At 60.3% G+C, this 16,067-nt stretch carries 21 protein-coding genes; 9 read left to right on the top strand and 12 right to left on the bottom strand.

Annotation, left to right across the window (positions count from 1 at the left end):
• Window positions 1–89: 89 nt before the first annotated feature.
• Window positions 90–284 (bottom strand): hypothetical protein, encoded by a 195-nt coding sequence (locus ACRRSD_RS13480; protein WP_435038340.1) that lies wholly within the window; start codon window positions 282–284, stop codon window positions 90–92.
• Here ACRRSD_RS13480 and ftsY point away from each other — a divergent pair.
• The 4 genes from ftsY to rpoH all read left to right on the top strand — a co-directional run bounded on the left by ftsY (window position 283) and on the right by rpoH (window position 4,463).
• Complete coding sequence (gene ftsY, locus ACRRSD_RS13475) at window positions 283–1,803, top strand: signal recognition particle-docking protein FtsY (RefSeq protein ID WP_435038339.1); 1,521 nt, start codon at window positions 283–285, stop codon at window positions 1,801–1,803. The genes ACRRSD_RS13480 and ftsY overlap by 2 nt on opposite strands.
• Window positions 1,800–2,471, top strand: coding sequence for a cell division ATP-binding protein FtsE (gene ftsE, locus ACRRSD_RS13470; protein WP_003229148.1), 672 nt, complete (start codon window positions 1,800–1,802; stop codon window positions 2,469–2,471). Before ftsY ends, ftsE begins: the two co-directional genes overlap by 4 nt.
• Window positions 2,468–3,493 (top strand): permease-like cell division protein FtsX, encoded by a 1,026-nt coding sequence (gene ftsX / locus ACRRSD_RS13465; protein ID WP_435038338.1) that lies wholly within the window; start codon window positions 2,468–2,470, stop codon window positions 3,491–3,493. Before ftsE ends, ftsX begins: the two co-directional genes overlap by 4 nt.
• A 115-nt stretch (window positions 3,494–3,608) precedes the next feature.
• On the top strand, window positions 3,609–4,463 hold the full coding sequence (rpoH, locus tag ACRRSD_RS13460) for an RNA polymerase sigma factor RpoH (RefSeq protein ID WP_003229146.1): 855 nt from the start codon (window positions 3,609–3,611) through the stop codon (window positions 4,461–4,463).
• A 180-nt stretch (window positions 4,464–4,643) separates the two neighbouring features.
• On the opposite strand, the gene mtgA is transcribed toward rpoH, so the two are convergent.
• Window positions 4,644–5,366 (bottom strand): monofunctional biosynthetic peptidoglycan transglycosylase, encoded by a 723-nt coding sequence (gene mtgA, locus ACRRSD_RS13455; RefSeq protein WP_435038337.1) that lies wholly within the window; start codon window positions 5,364–5,366, stop codon window positions 4,644–4,646.
• Window positions 5,367–5,440: 74 nt separating this feature from the next.
• Between mtgA and ACRRSD_RS13450 the strand changes: the two genes are divergently transcribed.
• The 4 genes from ACRRSD_RS13450 to trmB all read left to right on the top strand — a co-directional run bounded on the left by ACRRSD_RS13450 (window position 5,441) and on the right by trmB (window position 7,683).
• Window positions 5,441–5,821 (top strand): DUF423 domain-containing protein, encoded by a 381-nt coding sequence (locus ACRRSD_RS13450; protein WP_435038336.1) that lies wholly within the window; start codon window positions 5,441–5,443, stop codon window positions 5,819–5,821.
• A 71-nt stretch (window positions 5,822–5,892) separates the two neighbouring features.
• Complete coding sequence (thiS, locus tag ACRRSD_RS13445) at window positions 5,893–6,093, top strand: sulfur carrier protein ThiS (protein WP_122604433.1); 201 nt, start codon at window positions 5,893–5,895, stop codon at window positions 6,091–6,093.
• Between the two features lie 60 nt (window positions 6,094–6,153).
• Window positions 6,154–6,948, top strand: coding sequence for a thiazole synthase (locus ACRRSD_RS13440; protein WP_007913621.1), 795 nt, complete (start codon window positions 6,154–6,156; stop codon window positions 6,946–6,948).
• A 9-nt stretch (window positions 6,949–6,957) separates the two neighbouring features.
• Window positions 6,958–7,683: a tRNA (guanosine(46)-N7)-methyltransferase TrmB gene (trmB, locus tag ACRRSD_RS13435; protein ID WP_435038335.1), complete on the top strand. Its 726-nt coding sequence runs from the start codon at window positions 6,958–6,960 to the stop codon at window positions 7,681–7,683.
• A gap of 131 nt (window positions 7,684–7,814) precedes the next feature.
• Here trmB and ACRRSD_RS13430 read toward each other — a convergent pair whose 3' ends face one another.
• From ACRRSD_RS13430 to ACRRSD_RS13385, 10 genes are all read right to left on the bottom strand, one after another.
• The gene (locus tag ACRRSD_RS13430; protein ID WP_007913629.1) at window positions 7,815–8,138 is read right to left on the bottom strand and encodes a DUF3392 domain-containing protein; all 324 of its coding nucleotides are present in this window, start codon (window positions 8,136–8,138) and stop codon (window positions 7,815–7,817) included.
• A gap of 22 nt (window positions 8,139–8,160) precedes the next feature.
• A complete protein-coding gene (hemW, locus tag ACRRSD_RS13425; RefSeq protein WP_435038334.1) occupies window positions 8,161–9,366 on the bottom strand; it encodes a radical SAM family heme chaperone HemW in 1,206 nt (401 codons plus the stop codon).
• On the bottom strand, window positions 9,363–9,959 hold the full coding sequence (rdgB, locus tag ACRRSD_RS13420) for an RdgB/HAM1 family non-canonical purine NTP pyrophosphatase (RefSeq protein WP_007913634.1): 597 nt from the start codon (window positions 9,957–9,959) through the stop codon (window positions 9,363–9,365). The genes hemW and rdgB overlap by 4 nt, the downstream gene beginning before the upstream one ends.
• A complete protein-coding gene (locus ACRRSD_RS13415) occupies window positions 9,956–10,390 on the bottom strand; it encodes a DUF4426 domain-containing protein (RefSeq protein ID WP_435038333.1) in 435 nt (144 codons plus the stop codon). Before ACRRSD_RS13415 ends, rdgB begins: the two co-directional genes overlap by 4 nt.
• Before the next feature lie 26 nt (window positions 10,391–10,416).
• Window positions 10,417–11,037 carry a methionine biosynthesis protein MetW gene (gene metW, locus ACRRSD_RS13410; protein ID WP_064116270.1) on the bottom strand — a complete coding sequence of 207 codons (621 nt, stop codon included), beginning with the start codon at window positions 11,035–11,037 and terminating at the stop codon, window positions 10,417–10,419.
• Window positions 11,038–11,044: 7 nt separating this feature from the next.
• Window positions 11,045–12,184 carry a homoserine O-succinyltransferase MetX gene (gene metX, locus ACRRSD_RS13405; protein ID WP_435038332.1) on the bottom strand — a complete coding sequence of 380 codons (1,140 nt, stop codon included), beginning with the start codon at window positions 12,182–12,184 and terminating at the stop codon, window positions 11,045–11,047.
• 329 nt (window positions 12,185–12,513) lie between these two features.
• Window positions 12,514–12,810 carry a DUF167 domain-containing protein gene (locus tag ACRRSD_RS13400; RefSeq protein WP_435038331.1) on the bottom strand — a complete coding sequence of 99 codons (297 nt, stop codon included), beginning with the start codon at window positions 12,808–12,810 and terminating at the stop codon, window positions 12,514–12,516.
• The gene (locus tag ACRRSD_RS13395) at window positions 12,807–13,397 is read right to left on the bottom strand and encodes a YggT family protein (protein WP_007913643.1); all 591 of its coding nucleotides are present in this window, start codon (window positions 13,395–13,397) and stop codon (window positions 12,807–12,809) included. The genes ACRRSD_RS13400 and ACRRSD_RS13395 overlap by 4 nt, the downstream gene beginning before the upstream one ends.
• Before the next feature lie 10 nt (window positions 13,398–13,407).
• Window positions 13,408–14,226, bottom strand: coding sequence for a pyrroline-5-carboxylate reductase (gene proC / locus ACRRSD_RS13390; RefSeq protein WP_435038330.1), 819 nt, complete (start codon window positions 14,224–14,226; stop codon window positions 13,408–13,410).
• 23 nt (window positions 14,227–14,249) lie between these two features.
• Window positions 14,250–14,936: a YggS family pyridoxal phosphate-dependent enzyme gene (locus ACRRSD_RS13385; protein ID WP_435038329.1), complete on the bottom strand. Its 687-nt coding sequence runs from the start codon at window positions 14,934–14,936 to the stop codon at window positions 14,250–14,252.
• Window positions 14,937–14,992: 56 nt separating this feature from the next.
• Between ACRRSD_RS13385 and ACRRSD_RS13380 the strand changes: the two genes are divergently transcribed.
• The gene (locus ACRRSD_RS13380; protein WP_007953348.1) at window positions 14,993–16,027 is read left to right on the top strand and encodes a type IV pilus twitching motility protein PilT; all 1,035 of its coding nucleotides are present in this window, start codon (window positions 14,993–14,995) and stop codon (window positions 16,025–16,027) included.
• Window positions 16,028–16,067: the final 40 nt, after the last annotated feature.

Raw genomic sequence — 16,067 nt, 5'->3', positions numbered from 1 at the left:
ATACTGATCCGTTTTACTGGCGGCCACGCCTATCAAGCCACTGATCGGTCGATAGGTTGTATGGGTTCCCGGAAGAAGCTTTGAGTTTGTCAGCTAAACTCTGCGTTTTCGCCGATGATGCCGTTCCAGTCCTTCGTATTAATCGACCTTTGAGGTGCCTGTGGCGCCTCGACAAAATGTTGCGCGTGAACAAGCTGGATGAAACACAGTCTGTTCTGCATCGAATATTTATTTGCCGGGGCGCCCTTATGGCGCGTCGCTACCGTGAGATAGCCGTCCTCCATGTTTGGTTCCAACGACGACAAGAAGACCCCAGCTGCGGCTGGCGAGAAGAAAAGCCTGTTCGGATGGCTGCGTAAGAAACCGCAGGAACCCGTCGTCGAACAGCCGCCCGCGATTCCTGAGCCTGCTCCGGTAATAGAAGAAGAGCCGGCACCGATCGTTCTGCCGATTGCCGAGCCGGTGTTGCAACCGGTCGAGCCAGAACCCGAGCCTGAAGCGCCTGTAGCGGCGCAATTGCCGCTGACCCCGGCGGCTGAGCCATGGCTGACTTTGCCAGTGGCGGAAGAGCCGGTGGCATTGGTTGAAGAGGCTGCGCCGCACATCACCCCAGAGATTCCTGCGCCTGCTGCGTTTGTTCCTGAGGTTGCTCCGGCGCCGGTGGTTGAGCCGGTTGTCGAGCCTGCGCCGGTTGTCGCTGAGCCTGTTATTCCGATGTTTGCTGCCCCGGTTGCCCCTGTCGTTCAACAGCCCGAGCCTGCACCTGCACCTGCACCTGCACCTGCACCTGCACCCGTTGTTGTTGCTCCGGTTGCGCCAGTCGAAGTGGTGGCTGAAGCCCCCGTCGAAGCCCCGCGCACCGAAGAAGCCAAAGCCGGCTTCTTCGCCCGCCTCAAGCAAGGTCTGTCGAAAACCAGCGCCAGCATCGGCGAGGGCATGGCCAGCCTGTTCCTCGGCCGCAAAACGATCGACGACGACCTGCTTGATGACCTCGAAACCCGTCTGCTGACCGCCGACGTGGGCGTCGAAGCCACCACGCAGATCATCCAGCGCCTGACCCAGAAGGTCGCCCGCAAAGAGCTGGCCGACGCCGACGCGCTGTACAAATCTCTGCAGGCCGAGCTGGCCGCGATGCTCAAACCGGTCGAACAACCGCTGAAAATCGCCTCGCAGAACAAGCCGTTCGTGATTCTGGTGGTCGGCGTCAACGGCGCCGGCAAAACCACCACCATCGGCAAACTGGCGAAGAAGCTGCAGCTGGAAGGCAAGAAAGTCATGCTCGCCGCCGGTGACACTTTCCGCGCCGCAGCTGTTGAACAGTTGCAGGTCTGGGGCGAGCGCAACAAGATTCCGGTGATCGCCCAGCACACCGGCGCCGACTCGGCTTCGGTGATCTTCGACGCCGTACAGGCCGCCAAGGCCCGTGGCATCGACGTATTGATCGCCGACACCGCCGGCCGTCTGCACACCAAAGACAACCTGATGGAAGAGCTGAAGAAGGTTCGCCGCGTGATCGGCAAACTCGATGCCGATGCGCCGCACGAAGTGCTGCTGGTGCTCGACGCCGGTACCGGCCAGAACGCCATCAATCAGGCCAAGCAATTCAACCAGACCGTCGAACTGACCGGTCTGGCGCTGACCAAGCTCGACGGCACCGCCAAGGGCGGAGTGATTTTCGCCCTGGCCAAGCAGTTTGGCCTGCCGATCCGCTACATCGGCGTTGGTGAAGGCATCGACGATTTGCGTACCTTTGAAGCCGAACCCTTTGTCCAGGCACTGTTTGCCGAGCGGGAGCGTTCATGATTCGTTTCGAACAGGTCGGTAAACGCTACCCGAACGGTCACGTCGGCTTGCATGAGCTGAGCTTTCGAGTCCGTCGTGGCGAGTTCTTGTTTGTCACCGGCCACTCCGGTGCCGGTAAATCCACCTTGTTGCGCCTGTTGCTGGCGATGGAGCGTCCGACCAGCGGCAAACTGCTGCTCGCCGGGCAAGATCTGAGCACCATCAGCAACGCGCAGATTCCGTTCCTGCGCCGGCAGATCGGCGTGGTTTTCCAGAATCACCAATTGCTGTTCGATCGCACGGTGTTCAACAACGTCGCCTTGCCGCTGCAGATTCTTGGCTTGTCCAAGGCCGAAATCGCCAAGCGTGTCGATTCGGCGCTGGAGCGCGTGGCGCTGTCGGATAAAACCGATCTGTACCCGGGTGACCTGTCCACCGGTCAGCAACAGCGCGTCGGCATTGCCCGCGCCATCGTGCACCGCCCGGCCTTGCTGCTGGCGGACGAACCGACCGGTAACCTCGACCCGCGTCTGGCGGCGGAAATCATGGGCGTGTTCGAAGACATCAACCGTCTGGGTACCAGCGTGTTGATCGCCAGTCACGACCTGGCACTGATCGCACGCATGCGTCACCGCATGCTGACCCTGCAACGCGGCCGATTGATTGGTGACGGGGAGGCCGGGGTATGAGTGCGACACGCAGTCCGAAGGTTTCCGAGCGCGTGGCCCCGAAAGCCGCCGATCCGCAGCCGCCGAAGAAGAAAAGACACGACGAAGACGACGGTCCGGATTTCGCCACGCTGTTCCGTGCCTGGGTCGAAAGCCATCGTGCCAGCCTGCTCGACAGTTTGCGTCGTCTCGGCAAGCAGCCGATCGGCAGTTTCTTCACCTGCATGGTAATGGCGGTCGCGTTGAGCCTGCCGATGGGGCTTTCGCTGTTGCTCAACAACGTCGAGCGTCTTGGCGGCTCGTGGCAGCGTGCGGCGCAGATATCGTTGTATCTGCAACTCGACGCCAGCCCGGAACAGGGCGAGTCGCTGCGCGAACAGATCAAAGGCATGCCCGGTGTCGCTGATGCTGAATATGTCGGCCGCGATCAGGCGCTGGAAGAGTTCCAGCAGCAGTCCGGCTTGGGGGAAGCCCTGCGCGAGCTGCCGGAGAACCCGTTGCCGGGCGTCGTGCTGGTGACGCCAAACGAAGTCGACAAGCCGACGCTGGAAGCATTAAGACAAAAACTTTCCGAGCTGCCCAAGGTACAGCAGGCGCAACTTGATCTAGTCTGGGTCGAGCGTCTGGCCGCCATCCTCAAGCTGGGCGATCGTTTTGTCTTCGGTCTGACGGTGCTTTTGGTTTCCGCATTACTTTTGGTGATAGGCAATACCATTCGTCTTCATATTGAAAACCGCCGCACCGAGATAGAAGTGATTAAACTCGTCGGCGGCACTGACAGTTATGTGCGGCGTCCCTTCCTTTATATGGGCGCGCTGTATGGCTTCGGTGCGGGGCTGTTGTCCTGGGGTGTATTGGCGTTCGGCCTGAACTGGCTGAACGATGCGGTGGTTGGACTGGCCGGCTTGTACGGCAGTGATTTCGCGCTGGCGGGAGTGCCAGTTGCCGATGGTCTGTCGCTCTTGCTTGGCGCGGTGCTGTTGGGTTATATCGGTGCATGGATTGCAGTCGCACGCCATCTCAGGGAGCTGGCGCCGAAGTAGAATCTTTTTTGCGCGTGATTGACCTCGCGGTTTTTTTGGGAACTTGCACTTGAATTCCCGGTCAATTTTTCGCAGTGCCGAGAGGCACGAGTATGTAAGTGGGAGGTTTTTTCGTATGACCAATTCTTTGCAGCCTGCGTATGCGTTGGTTCCGGGTGCGAACCTGGAAGCCTACGTGCACACCGTCAACAGCATTCCATTGCTGACGCCGGAGCAGGAGCGTGAACTGGCCGAGAGTCTCTACTATGAGCAGGATTTGGGGGCGGCTCGGCAGATGGTGCTCGCCCACCTGCGTTTTGTCGTACATATCGCCCGTAGCTATTCCGGCTACGGTCTGGCTCAGGCTGACCTGATCCAGGAAGGTAACGTCGGCCTGATGAAGGCCGTAAAGCGCTTCAACCCGGAAATGGGTGTGCGTCTGGTGTCGTTCGCCGTGCACTGGATCAAGGCGGAAATTCACGAGTTCATCCTGCGCAACTGGCGCATTGTGAAAGTCGCGACCACCAAGGCCCAGCGCAAGCTGTTCTTCAACCTGCGCAGCCAGAAGAAACGTCTGGCGTGGCTGAACAACGAGGAAGTCCACCGTGTGGCGGAAAGCCTCGGCGTTGAACCGCGGGAAGTGCGCGAGATGGAAAGTCGCCTGACCGGCCATGACATGGCCTTCGACCCGGCTGCTGAAGCCGACGACGACAGTGCTTTCCAGTCGCCGGCCAACTATCTGGAAGACCACCGGTATGACCCGGCCCGTCAACTGGAAGATGCCGACTGGAGTGACAACTCCAACCACAACCTGCACGAAGCACTGGAAGTGCTGGACGAACGTAGCCGTGACATCCTCTATCAGCGCTGGCTGGCAGAAGAGAAAGCCACGCTGCACGACCTGGCGCAGAAGTACAACGTGTCGGCCGAGCGGATCCGTCAGCTCGAGAAGAGCGCGATGAACAAGCTCAAGTTGTCGATCGCCGCATAACCGGCGCCTCGGCAATAAAAAACGCCCCGATCAGCGATGATCGGGGCGTTTTCATTCAGGCTTCATACAAAACCCATGTGGGAGCGAGCTTGCTCGCGAAGGCGGAGTGTCAGTCACCGCCACTGCTGAATGATCCACCGCATTCGCGAGCAAGCTCGCTCCCACAGGGGATCTTCAGCGTTATTCAGACCAAGGCGCCCGGCGCGAATCATTGAGCCCCAGCAAATAACTATCCCCACCCAACTGACTCATCTGCTGCCGAATCCACCCGGCCCGGCGCGACACGTACCCAGTAGGGTGGCTGGCACTCCAGACACGCGGATTGGGCAGAACAGCCGCCAGATAACTCGCCTGCTGCCGTGACAACGCCTTCGCGCTCACACCAAAGTGATGCCGGGCCGCTGCTTCGGCGCCAAACACCCCGTCATCCCACTCGACGCTGTTCAGATACACCTCAAGGATCCGCTGCTTGGGCCAGAACACCTCGATCAGCGCGGTAAACCAGGCTTCCAGACCTTTACGCAGATAGCTGCGACCGGCCCATAGAAACAGGTTCTTCGACACCTGCTGGCTCAAGGTACTGGCCCCGCGAATCGAGCCGCCGAGTTCGTTGTGCGCCAGTGCAGCCTGGATCGCGCTGAAATCAAAACCCCAGTGCTCCGGGAATTTCTGATCCTCGCCGGCCATGACCGCGACTTTAAGATCGTCGGAGATCTCGTCCCACGGCTTCCACGTACGCTGCAGGTCAATCGGCTCACCATCGATCCAGGATTCAACCTTGCGTTCGACCATCAACGCCGTGCCCGGCGGTGGCACAAAGCGAAACACCAGCACCAGCAAGATGCTGCCGCCCGCGAACCAGAGCAGGGCCTTCGTGAGACGACGGAAAATAGTACGCAGCATAGAGATGGCTTGGCCGAACCGGTGGAGCGGGCCATTATACAGACCCTGCCGATCGCGTCTGACTGGAGTTCCCAATGCTGCGTGGCTTTTTGATGCTGGCCGCTTTTTTTGGTTTTACCGGGGTCGCTTTGGGCGCATTCGCCGCCCATGGCCTGAAAAATCGCCTGACACCCGAGTATCTGGCGATCTTCCATACCGGCGTCACCTATCAATTGGTGCACACCCTGGCTCTGTTCGGTGTGGCGCTGTTGGCCACGCAGATTCAGGGCCGACTGATCGCGTGGGCCGGCTTTTCCTTCGCAGCGGGTATCCTGTTGTTCTCCGGCAGCCTGTATGTGTTGACCACCACCGGCATCAGCAAGCTCGGGATCATCACCCCATTCGGGGGCCTGGCATTTCTGGTCGGTTGGCTGTGCCTGGGGCTCGCCGCCTGGCGCCTGCAACCAACCGCTTGACGCTTGGTGCTGACCTTTAGGTCATGATCGGGCTAGAATGCCAGCCCCTAAAAATGATGGCGGCGTTACGCATGCGCATTCAGTTGAACGGCGAATCCCTTGAACTGCCCGACGGCGAGACCGTTGCGGCCCTGATCACGCGTCTGGAACTGACCGGACGTCGAGTGGCAGTCGAACTCAATCTGGATATCGTCCCGCGCAGCCAGCATGCCGACACCACGCTCAATGACGGCGACAACGTTGAAGTGGTGCACGCCATCGGCGGCGGCTGATCGCCTGGCCCGAAAGGGTGCCGAATTCTGCAAGACCCTCACCCCTAAAGAGGATTCCCCATGAGCATCGTTCGTAGCGACAAGCCTTTTGTGCTGGCCGGTCGTACTTACCAGTCGCGTTTGCTGGTCGGTACCGGCAAGTACCGTGACATGGAAGAAACCCGTCAGGCCATCGAAGCCTCGGGCGCCGAGATCGTCACCTTCGCCGTGCGCCGCACCAACCTGGGCCAGATCGAAGGTGAGCCGAACCTGCTCGACGTGCTGTCGCCGGAGCGCTACACCTTTCTGCCGAACACCGCCGGTTGCTACGACGCCATCGAAGCCGTGCGCACCTGCCGTCTGGCTCGTGAGCTGCTCGATGGTCACAACCTGGTGAAGCTGGAAGTACTGGCCGACCAGAAAACCCTGTTCCCAAACGTCATCGAAACCCTCAAGGCCGCCGAAACGCTGGTCAAGGAAGGTTTCGACGTGATGGTTTACACCAGCGATGACCCGATCATTGCCCGGCAACTGGCGGAAATCGGCTGCATCGCAGTGATGCCGCTGGCCGGTCTGATCGGTTCCGGTCTGGGGATCTGCAATCCGTACAACCTGCAGATCATCCTCGAAGAAGCCAAGATTCCTGTGTTGGTCGATGCCGGTGTCGGTACTGCGTCCGACGCAACCATCGCCATGGAACTGGGTTGCGATGCGGTGCTGATGAACTCGGCGATCGCCCACGCCCAGCAGCCGGTGATGATGGCTGAAGCCATGAAACACGCCATCGTTGCAGGCCGTCTGGCCTACCTCGCTGGCCGTATGCCGAAAAAACTCTATGCCAGCGCCTCTTCGCCGCTGGATGGTCTGATCAAGTAAGAGCCATTGATGACTGAATCGAACGACACGCCTGTCCAGACGGAAGAAGGCGACGAGCGCCAACACCGCCGCATCAAGAGTTTCGTGATGCGCGCCGGGCGCATGACCGAAGGCCAGCAACGCGGTCTGGATCAGGGCGCGCCGCTGTACGTGCTGCCCTTGGCTGACGCACCAGTGGATTACGATCAGGTGTTCGGCCGTTCGGCACCGCGCTCGCTGGAGATCGGGTTCGGCATGGGCCACTCGCTGCTGGAAATGGCTGCGGCGGCGCCGGATCAGGATTTCATCGGTGTTGAAGTGCACCGCCCGGGTGTCGGCGCGCTGCTCAATGGCGTGCTGACTCAGGGCCTGACCAACCTGCGGGTCTACGATTGCGACGCGATCGAAGTGCTCAACCGTTGCATCGCCGACAACAGCCTCGATCGCCTGATGCTGTTTTTCCCGGATCCGTGGCACAAGAGCCGTCACCACAAGCGCCGTATCGTTCAGGCCTCTTTCGCTGAGCTGGTGCGCAGCAAGTTGAAGGTTGGCGGCATTCTGCACATGGCCACCGACTGGGAACCGTACGCCGAATACATGCTGGAAGTGATGAACGTCGCCCCGGGCTACCGCAACCTCGCCGAAAACGGTAAATGCGTACCGCGCCCGGCCGAACGCCCGATCACCAAGTTCGAACGCCGCGGCGAACGACTGGGCCATGGCGTGTGGGATCTGAAGTTCGAAAAACTCGCTTAAGCATCACGCACCAAAACCTGTGGGAGCGAGCCTGCTCGCGAAAGCGGATGTTCATTCAACACTGATGTTGACTGACACACCGTATTCGCGAGCAGGCTCGCTCCCACAGTTGTTTTGGGGTGTTTGCGGAATCAGCGGCGGTCGGCGACTACGCCAATGAGCACGAGGACTACCAGCAGCACTGGCGCCAGGCTGTAGTTGTTGAACTGGCTCAGGCCCTTGATCACCCAAGGGGTTGCATAGATCAGCGCGGCGCCGCTGCCGATTACGCAAAGCAGTGCCATCAGCGGCACGCGCAGGGCGCCGGCGATGCTGCCCAGGCGTTGCTCGACCCAGCCTTTGAAGTCGGCGCCGAACAGCACCAACAGGCAGCCGACCAGCGCCAGGGCGATTTCCGAGAGGTTGCTGCGGCTCCAGCGGGAGACGGTGGCGAGCAGGTCGAGTATCAAATCCATGCGTTTTCCCTTAGCACTGAAATCAGTTCAGAAATTGTTGCAGCAAGTCGTTGAGAAACAGCTGTCCGCGCTCGGTAGCCGCCAGACGTGACGGTTCGACCTGCAACAGACCGCTTTGTTCTGCCGCTGCCCGGCCTTCGGCGAGGCTGTCCAGCGACAGCCCGGTGCGCTGCGGATACAGGTGCGATTCGACACCAGCGGTCAGGCGCAAAGCATTCATCAGAAACTCGAACGGCATCTCGTCATTGGTCAGCGCTTTTTCGCCAGCCTGGAAACTTTTCGCCGGGTTGAGATAGTCCTTCGGCAGACGTGTCTTCCAGGTACGCACGATGCGCCCGTCCGGATGACTCAACTTGCCATGCGCACCCGCGCCGATGCCGATGAAGTCGCCAAAACTCCAGTAATTGAGGTTATGCCGCGCCGGACGCCCGGCCTGGGCATAAGCCGACACTTCGTATTGCGCGTAACCGTGCTCGGCCAGCAGCGCCTGCCCGGCTTCTTGAATATCCCACAGCGTGTCGTCTTCCGGCAGCACCGGCGGCTGATTCCAGAACACTGTGTTCGGCTCCAGTGTCAGCTGATACCAGGAGATGTGCGTCGGATTCAGCGCGATGGCCTGACGCAGATCGCTCAAGGCATCGTCCAGCGACTGATCGGGCAAGCCATGCATCAAGTCGAGGTTGAAGTTATCGAACCCGGCCTGCCGCGCCATATCGGCCGCACGCACCGCCTCGTCACCGTTGTGAATCCGCCCCAGCGCCTTGAGCTTTTCCTGCTGAAAGCTCTGGATGCCGATCGACAGGCGATTGATCCCCAGCTTGCGGTACGCGACGAACTTCTCTTGCTCGAAGGTCCCGGGATTGGCTTCCAGAGTGATTTCAATGTCTTCAGCAAACGGAATGCGCTGCTCGACGCCCTCAAGCAAACGCCCAAGCGCTTCGGCGCTGAACAGGCTCGGCGTGCCGCCACCAAAAAAGATCGAGCTGATTTCACGCCCGTAAACCGCGTGCAGATCCTGATCGAGATCGGCCAGCAAGGCGTCGACGTATTCCTGCTCCGGCAACACCGGGCTGGCGGTGTGCGAGTTGAAGTCGCAATACGGGCATTTGCGCACACACCACGGGATGTGGATGTACAGTGCCAGGGGCGGCAGCGTCGGCAGCGGCGCCCGAGGCGAAGAAGCGGCGCCGCCGACTATCAGCGACGACGCGGAAGAGTCACGGGTCATTTCAAGCCCAGGCGCTGGCGCAGCAAATCCATTGCACGGGCGCGGTGGCTGATCTGGTTCTTGTCGGCCGGGCTCAGTTCGGCGCTGGACACATCGCGCTCCGGCACCCAGAACAGAGGGTCATAACCGAAACCGTGTTCGCCGCTGGCAGCGGTGAGGATGCGCCCGTGCCACAGGCCTTCGCAGAGAATCGGCAACGGATCATCGGCGTGACGCACCAGCGCCAGCACGCAAACGAACTGCGCACCGCGCTCGGCTTGCGGCACATCTTTCAGGGCGTCGAGCAGTTTGGCGTTGTTCGCCGCATCGCCCTTGCCATCGGCATAGCGCGCCGAATAGATGCCCGGCGCACCACCAAGGAAATCCACCGCCAGACCGGAATCGTCGGCCAGCGCCGGCAACCCGGAAATGCGTGCGGCGTTGCGCGCCTTGAGGATCGCGTTCTCGACGAACGACAGACCGGTTTCTTCCGGCTCGACCTTGCTCCACTCGCCAATCGAGCGCAGTTGCACCGATTCGCCGAGCATGGCCTGGAGTTCTTTGAGTTTGCCGGCGTTATGGCTGGCCAGTACGAGCTGCTTGATGTTCATCATTCGCCGGGAAAGAGTTCTTGGTTGAAATTGATGGTGTTGATCTTGTCGCCGTTCTGCACCTTGATCTCAAAGGTGCGGGTTTCCTGCTGTTCGACCGGGTATTGGGCGATGTAGTAGATCGCGCCCTGTTCGGTGACCTGGCGGAAATTCAGCGGCACGCTCTGGCTGGTCAGGTCTTTGACCGTGCCGGTGACGTTGGCGACCAGCGGTTTGCCGTCCTTGATCACTGAGACATTGATCACGCCCTGATTTTTGCTGCGCACCAGTTCCGCGGCCTTGGCGATGTCCGGTTGCAGGAACGTCGAGTTGAAAGTGTTGTAGTGCACCGTGACGTCGCCAAAGGTTTCCTTGCGCTCACCCTTGATGACGTCGGCTGCCAGCGCGCTAGCGCTCAGGCAGGCAGTCAATAACAACAACGCTAAACGACCCATGATCGTGCTCCTCGAAATGACGGGATTCAGACCGCGACTTTGTGGTCTGCAAGCTGCGGGCTGCTGACGCGGTAGATACCGATCTCACCTAACAGATTAGGCCATAGCTTACTGGCCCACCCGTGACGGTGCTGTTGATCCACGGCAAGCCGATCAATGACCTTCGCATCACGTTCGCGGCAAAGTTCTTCAAAGTCTTCGAAGGTGCAGAAGTGGATGTTCGGCGTGTTGTACCAGGTGTACGGCAGAAACTCGGACACCGGCATGCGACCCTTGCTCGCCAGGTACCAGCGGCAGCGCCAGTGACCGAAGTTCGGGAAAGTGATGATGCACTGGCGACCGACGCGAAGCATTTCGTCGAGGATCCTGTCCGGATAGTGCACCGCTTGCAGCGCCTGGGTCATGACTACGATGTCGAAACTGTTGCTGGCGAAGTTGCCCAGCCCTTTGTCCAGATCCTGCTCGATGACGTTGATGCCTTTGGCTACGCATTCGGCGATGTTGTCGGCGTCGTTTTCCAGGCCATAACCGGTGACATTCTTGTTGTCGCGCAGCCAGGTCAGCAGCTCGCCGTCACCGCAACCGAGGTCGAGGACGCGGCTGCCGGCGGGGATCCATTCCTGGATGATTTCCAGATCAGCTCTCATGGCTTTCTCACAACGTGATGCGGTTCATGTAATTGCCGAACGCCTGCAAGTAGCGCGGGATCGGAATCAGGAAGGCGTCGTGGCCCTGCGGTGCGTCGATTTCCAGATAGCTGACGTCTTTGCGCGCCGCCATCAGCGCATCCACCAGTTCGCGCGAACGCGCCGGGGAGAAGCGCCAGTCGGTGGTGAACGACATCACGCAGAACTTGGCCGTGGCGTTCTCGAAGGTTTTCGCCAGATTATCGTCGAAGTTCGCCGCCGGATCGAAGTAATCCAGCGCCTTGGTCATCAACAGATAGGTATTGGCGTCGAAGCGTCCGGAGAACTCTTCGCCCTGATAACGCAGGTAGCTTTCGACCTGAAACTCGACACTGTGGAAGTCGTAGTTGAGCTTCTCGCTCTTCAGGCCACGGCCGAATTTTTCGCCCATCGAATCGTCGGACAGGTAGGTGATGTGCCCGACCATCCGCGCCAGCATCAGGCCGCGCTTGGGGATCACGCCCGCTTCCTGGAACGAACCGCCGTGGAATTCCGGGTCGGTGAGAATTGCCTGACGCGCGACTTCGTTGAAGGCAATGTTCTGCGCCGACAGCTTCGGGGCCGAGGCGATGGCCAGACAGTGCCGCACGCGATCCGGGTAAGTGATGGTCCATTGCAGCGCCTGCATGCCGCCGAGGCTGCCGCCGATCACCGCCGCCCACTGGGCGATGCCGAGCAGGTCAGCGAGACGTGCCTGGCTGTGCACCCAGTCTTCCACGGTGAGCACCGGGAAGTCGGCACCGAACGGTTTGCCGGTTTCCGGGTTGATGCTGCTCGGGCCGGTGGAGCCATTGCAACCGCCGAGGTTGTTCAGGCTGACCACGAAGAACTTGTTGGTGTCGATCGGCTTGCCGGGGCCGATGCAGCTGTCCCACCAACCGGGTTTACGGTCGTCGACGCTGTGGTAGCCGGCGGCATGGTGATGGCCAGACAAGGCGTGGCAAATCAGCACGGCGTTGCTCGCTTGCGCGTTCAGCGTGCCGTAGGTTTCGTAGATCAGGTCATAGGCGGCCAGCGAACGGCCACAGGCCAGCGCCAGCGGCTCGCTGAAGTGCGCGGTTTGCGGCGTCACCAGACCAACAGAATCGGGGGGAAAGGCAGTTGGCATCGACCCTGCTCTCGTTGAAATGAGGCGTAAGTCTAAAGACCGGGGGGGTAAGCAGCAAGCGGCCCTCACCCTAGCCCACTCCCAGAGGTAGAGGGGACCGACCTAGGTGTTCTTTTGAGCTACGCCGACCTGATCTATCGAGTCGAACTCAGGCCTTGAAAACCACCAAAGTCGGCTCCCTCTCCCGGAGGAAGAGGGGACTGATCGGGGGGATGTTCGAGATACGCCGACGAGGGATATCGAGTTGAGCTCAGGTTTCGAAAACACCATAGATCAGCTCCCTCTCCAGGGGGAGAGGGCTGGGGTGAGGGGCACAGACGCCGCAAAACTCAAGACAAGCGCCGAACCAACCCAGGCAAATCCGGCAACTTCTTCGGCGAACAAATCTTCACTCGCTTCTGCCGGTTCAACTCGCCGCTGAGCAAACTGACCTGACTCTTGGGCACCCCAAACGCCTTGGCCAGAAAGCCCATCAGATAAGCATTGGCCTTGCCCTCGACCGGCGGTGCGGTCAGGCGGATTTTCAGACGATCACCGTGCAGCCCGGCGAAGTCATCGCTGCGGGCTGCCGGTTGCAGGTGACACTCGAGAATCAAGTTGTCACCGTCCCATCGAAACCAGCTCACATCAGCAGACGGAGGATTTCCGGCATCATCGTCATCGCCGCCAGATTGTTGATCACCAGCATGTCGATCAGCTTCAGCGCGAGGAAGGCGAAGATTGGCGACAGGTCCAGACCGCCAAGGTTTGGCAGGAAGCGGCGGAACGGCGCCAGCGCCGGCTCGCAGATCTGGTTGACCAGCTCAGCACCCGGATTGTGGCTGCCCGGCGCAACCCACGACAGGATCACGCTGATGATCAGGGCGAAGAAGAAGATCTTCAGGAACAGCGCGGTCACGCCGATCAGCGACCAGATAAACAGTTGCAGCGGGTTACCGGTGGTGCCGTAAGTCAGCAGCAGGGTCAGCGCCATCAGTGCCAGTTGCACCAGAATCGCCAGAACCAGCGACGACATGTCAAGGCCGAACAGGCTTGGGATGATCCGGCGCAGTGGCTTGAGCAGCGGCTGGGTCGCTTTGACGATGAACTGGCACAGCGGGTTATAGAAGTTCGCCCGTACCAGTTGCAGTACGAAACGCAACAGCACGATCAGCAGGTACAGGCTGCCGAGGGTTTGCAGCACGTAAACCGCTGCGGTATTCAATCCAATCATGTAAGGCTCCTTATTTGCCCAGTTGTTCGGCCATTTCGGCCGAGCGGTGCGCGGCGGCGCCGAGTGCGGTTTCGACCAGGGCTTCAAAGCCATTGGCCTGGAATGATTTGATCGCGGCTTCGGTTGTGCCGTTTGGCGAAGTCACGCGACGACGCAGTTCGGCGGCGTCGACATCGCTGGAAACCGCCATGTGCGCGGCGCCGAGTGCGGTCTGCAGGGTCAGTTGCTCTGCGACGTCTTTCGGCAGGCCGAGTTTGACGCCAGCAGCGGTCATGGCTTCGATCAGCAGGAAGAAGTACGCCGGGCCGGAACCGGAAACGGCAGTGACCGCGTCCAGTTGCTGCTCTTCGTTCAGCCACAGGGCAATGCCGACGGCGGACAGCAGCTCTTGCGCCTGCTGGCGCTGTTCGGCGGTCACTTCGCTGGTCGCGTACAAACCGCTGACGCCCTGACGCAGCAGCGCCGGGGTGTTCGGCATGCAGCGCACGATCGGCTGTTCGCCGAGCCACGCGGTCATGCTGGCGCAGGTGATGCCCGCCGCGATGGAGACCACCAGTTGATTCGGTTTCAGGCTCGGGCGAATCGCCTCGCACACGGTTTTCATGGCCTGCGGTTTGACCGCCAGCACGATCACATCGACGCCGTCGATGGCCTGAGCGTTGTCGGCGAAGGTTTCGATACCGTGTTCGGCGCTGACCTTGGCGCGGGTTTCTTCACCCGGGTCGCTGGCGCGGATCTGCGCTGCTTCCAGGCCCTTGGCGCGCAGGCCGCCAATCAGACTGGCCGCCATGTTGCCCGCACCGATAAACGCAATACGTGTGTTGCTCATGTGTGGTCCTTATCTGGAAACGTTCAAGACTGGGAATAATCTCTGGCGCCAAACAGGGCCGTACCGATACGAACCCAGGTGGCGCCTTGGGCGATGGCCGACTCAAGGTCGTGGCTCATGCCCATGGACAGTGTGTCAAGTGGCAGATCAAGGCTGGCCTGCAATTTCTGTACTGCGGCGAAGGCCGCGTCCTGCTCGGCGCGATCTTCTGTTGGCTCGGGAATTGCCATCAGCCCGCGCAGTTTCAGCCGGGGCAGGGCGCTGATGGCTTCCGCCAATGCCGGCAAGTCAGTCGGGGTGCAGCCGGATTTACTCGCCTCACCGCTGACATTGACCTGAATGCAGATGTTCAGCGGCGGCAGCTCGGCCGGGCGCTGTTCGGACAGACGTTGAGCGATTTTCAGGCGATCCACGGAATGCACCCAGTCGAAATGCTCGGCAATCGCACGAGTCTTGTTCGATTGAATGGGGCCGATGAAGTGCCAGATCAAGGGCAGGTCGGCCAGTTCGAGCTGTTTGCCCAGGGCTTCCTGCAGGTAGTTCTCGCCAAAGTCGCGCAGGCCGGCGGTATACGCTTCGCGCAGCGCCTGAGCGGGTTTGGTTTTGCTGACCGCTAGCAACTGGACGCTGTTTTCAGCGCGATTTGCAGCTGTTACCGCTGCCTGGATGCGCGAACTAACCAGTTGGATGTTGTCTGCTATCGTGGACATCAAGAGGCGCCAGCGGTCTGAAGGTTCGCGGCATTCTACTGGAATTGAGGAGCGCTATGGATATCACTGAATTGCTGGCCTTCAGCGCCAAACAGGGCGCTTCCGACCTGCACCTGTCGGCCGGTCTGCCGCCGATGATCCGCGTCGATGGCGATGTGCGGCGGATCAATCTGCCGGCGCTGGATCACAAGCAAGTGCACGAACTGATCTACGACATCATGAACGACACCCAGCGGGTCGACTTCGAGAAACATCTGGAAACCGACTTTTCCTTCGAGGTGCCGGGTGTGGCGCGGTTCCGGGTTAACGCCTTCAACCAGAACCGTGGCGCCGGAGCGGTATTTCGTACCATTCCGTCGAAAGTGCTGAGCATGGAAGATCTGGCCATGGGCGATGTCTTTCGCAAGATCACCGATGCCCCGCGTGGGCTGGTGCTGGTCACCGGGCCGACCGGTTCCGGCAAGTCAACCACGCTGGCGGCGATGATCGACTACCTCAACACCCATCGCCATCACCACATCCTAACCATCGAAGATCCGATCGAGTTTGTTCACGAATCGCGCAAATGCCTGATCAATCAGCGTGAAGTCCATCGTGATACCCGCAGTTTCGCCACCGCTTTGCGCTCGGCGCTACGTGAGGACCCGGATGTAATCCTGGTCGGCGAGATGCGTGATCTGGAAACCATTCGTCTGGCACTGACCGCTGCGGAAACCGGGCATCTGGTGTTCGGCACGCTGCACACCACCTCAGCGGCGAAAACCATCGACCGCGTGGTGGATGTGTTCCCCGGTGACGAGAAGTCGATGGTGCGTTCGATGCTGTCCGAATCACTGCTGGCGGTGGTCTCGCAGACGTTGATCAAGAAGATTGGCGGCGGGCGGGTGGCGGCGCACGAGATCATGCTGGGGACATCGGCGATCCGTAACCTGATCCGCGAGGACAAGGTCGCGCAGATGTATTCGGCGATTCAGACCGGTGGGTCGTTGGGCATGCAGACGCTGGACATGTGCCTGAAGGATCTGGTGACCAAGGGCTTGATCAGCCGCGAGCATGCGCGGGAGAAGGCACGGACGCCGGATAATTTCTGAGGGAGATTTTCGGTGTTCTCACCGGCCCTTTCGCGAGCAA

This window comes from Pseudomonas neuropathica, from assembly GCF_051174785.1.
Lineage (GTDB): Bacteria > Pseudomonadota > Gammaproteobacteria > Pseudomonadales > Pseudomonadaceae > Aquipseudomonas > Aquipseudomonas neuropathica_A.
The sequence above is the reverse complement of the archived record's forward strand: the minus strand, read 5'-3'. Positions and strand labels throughout refer to the sequence as shown.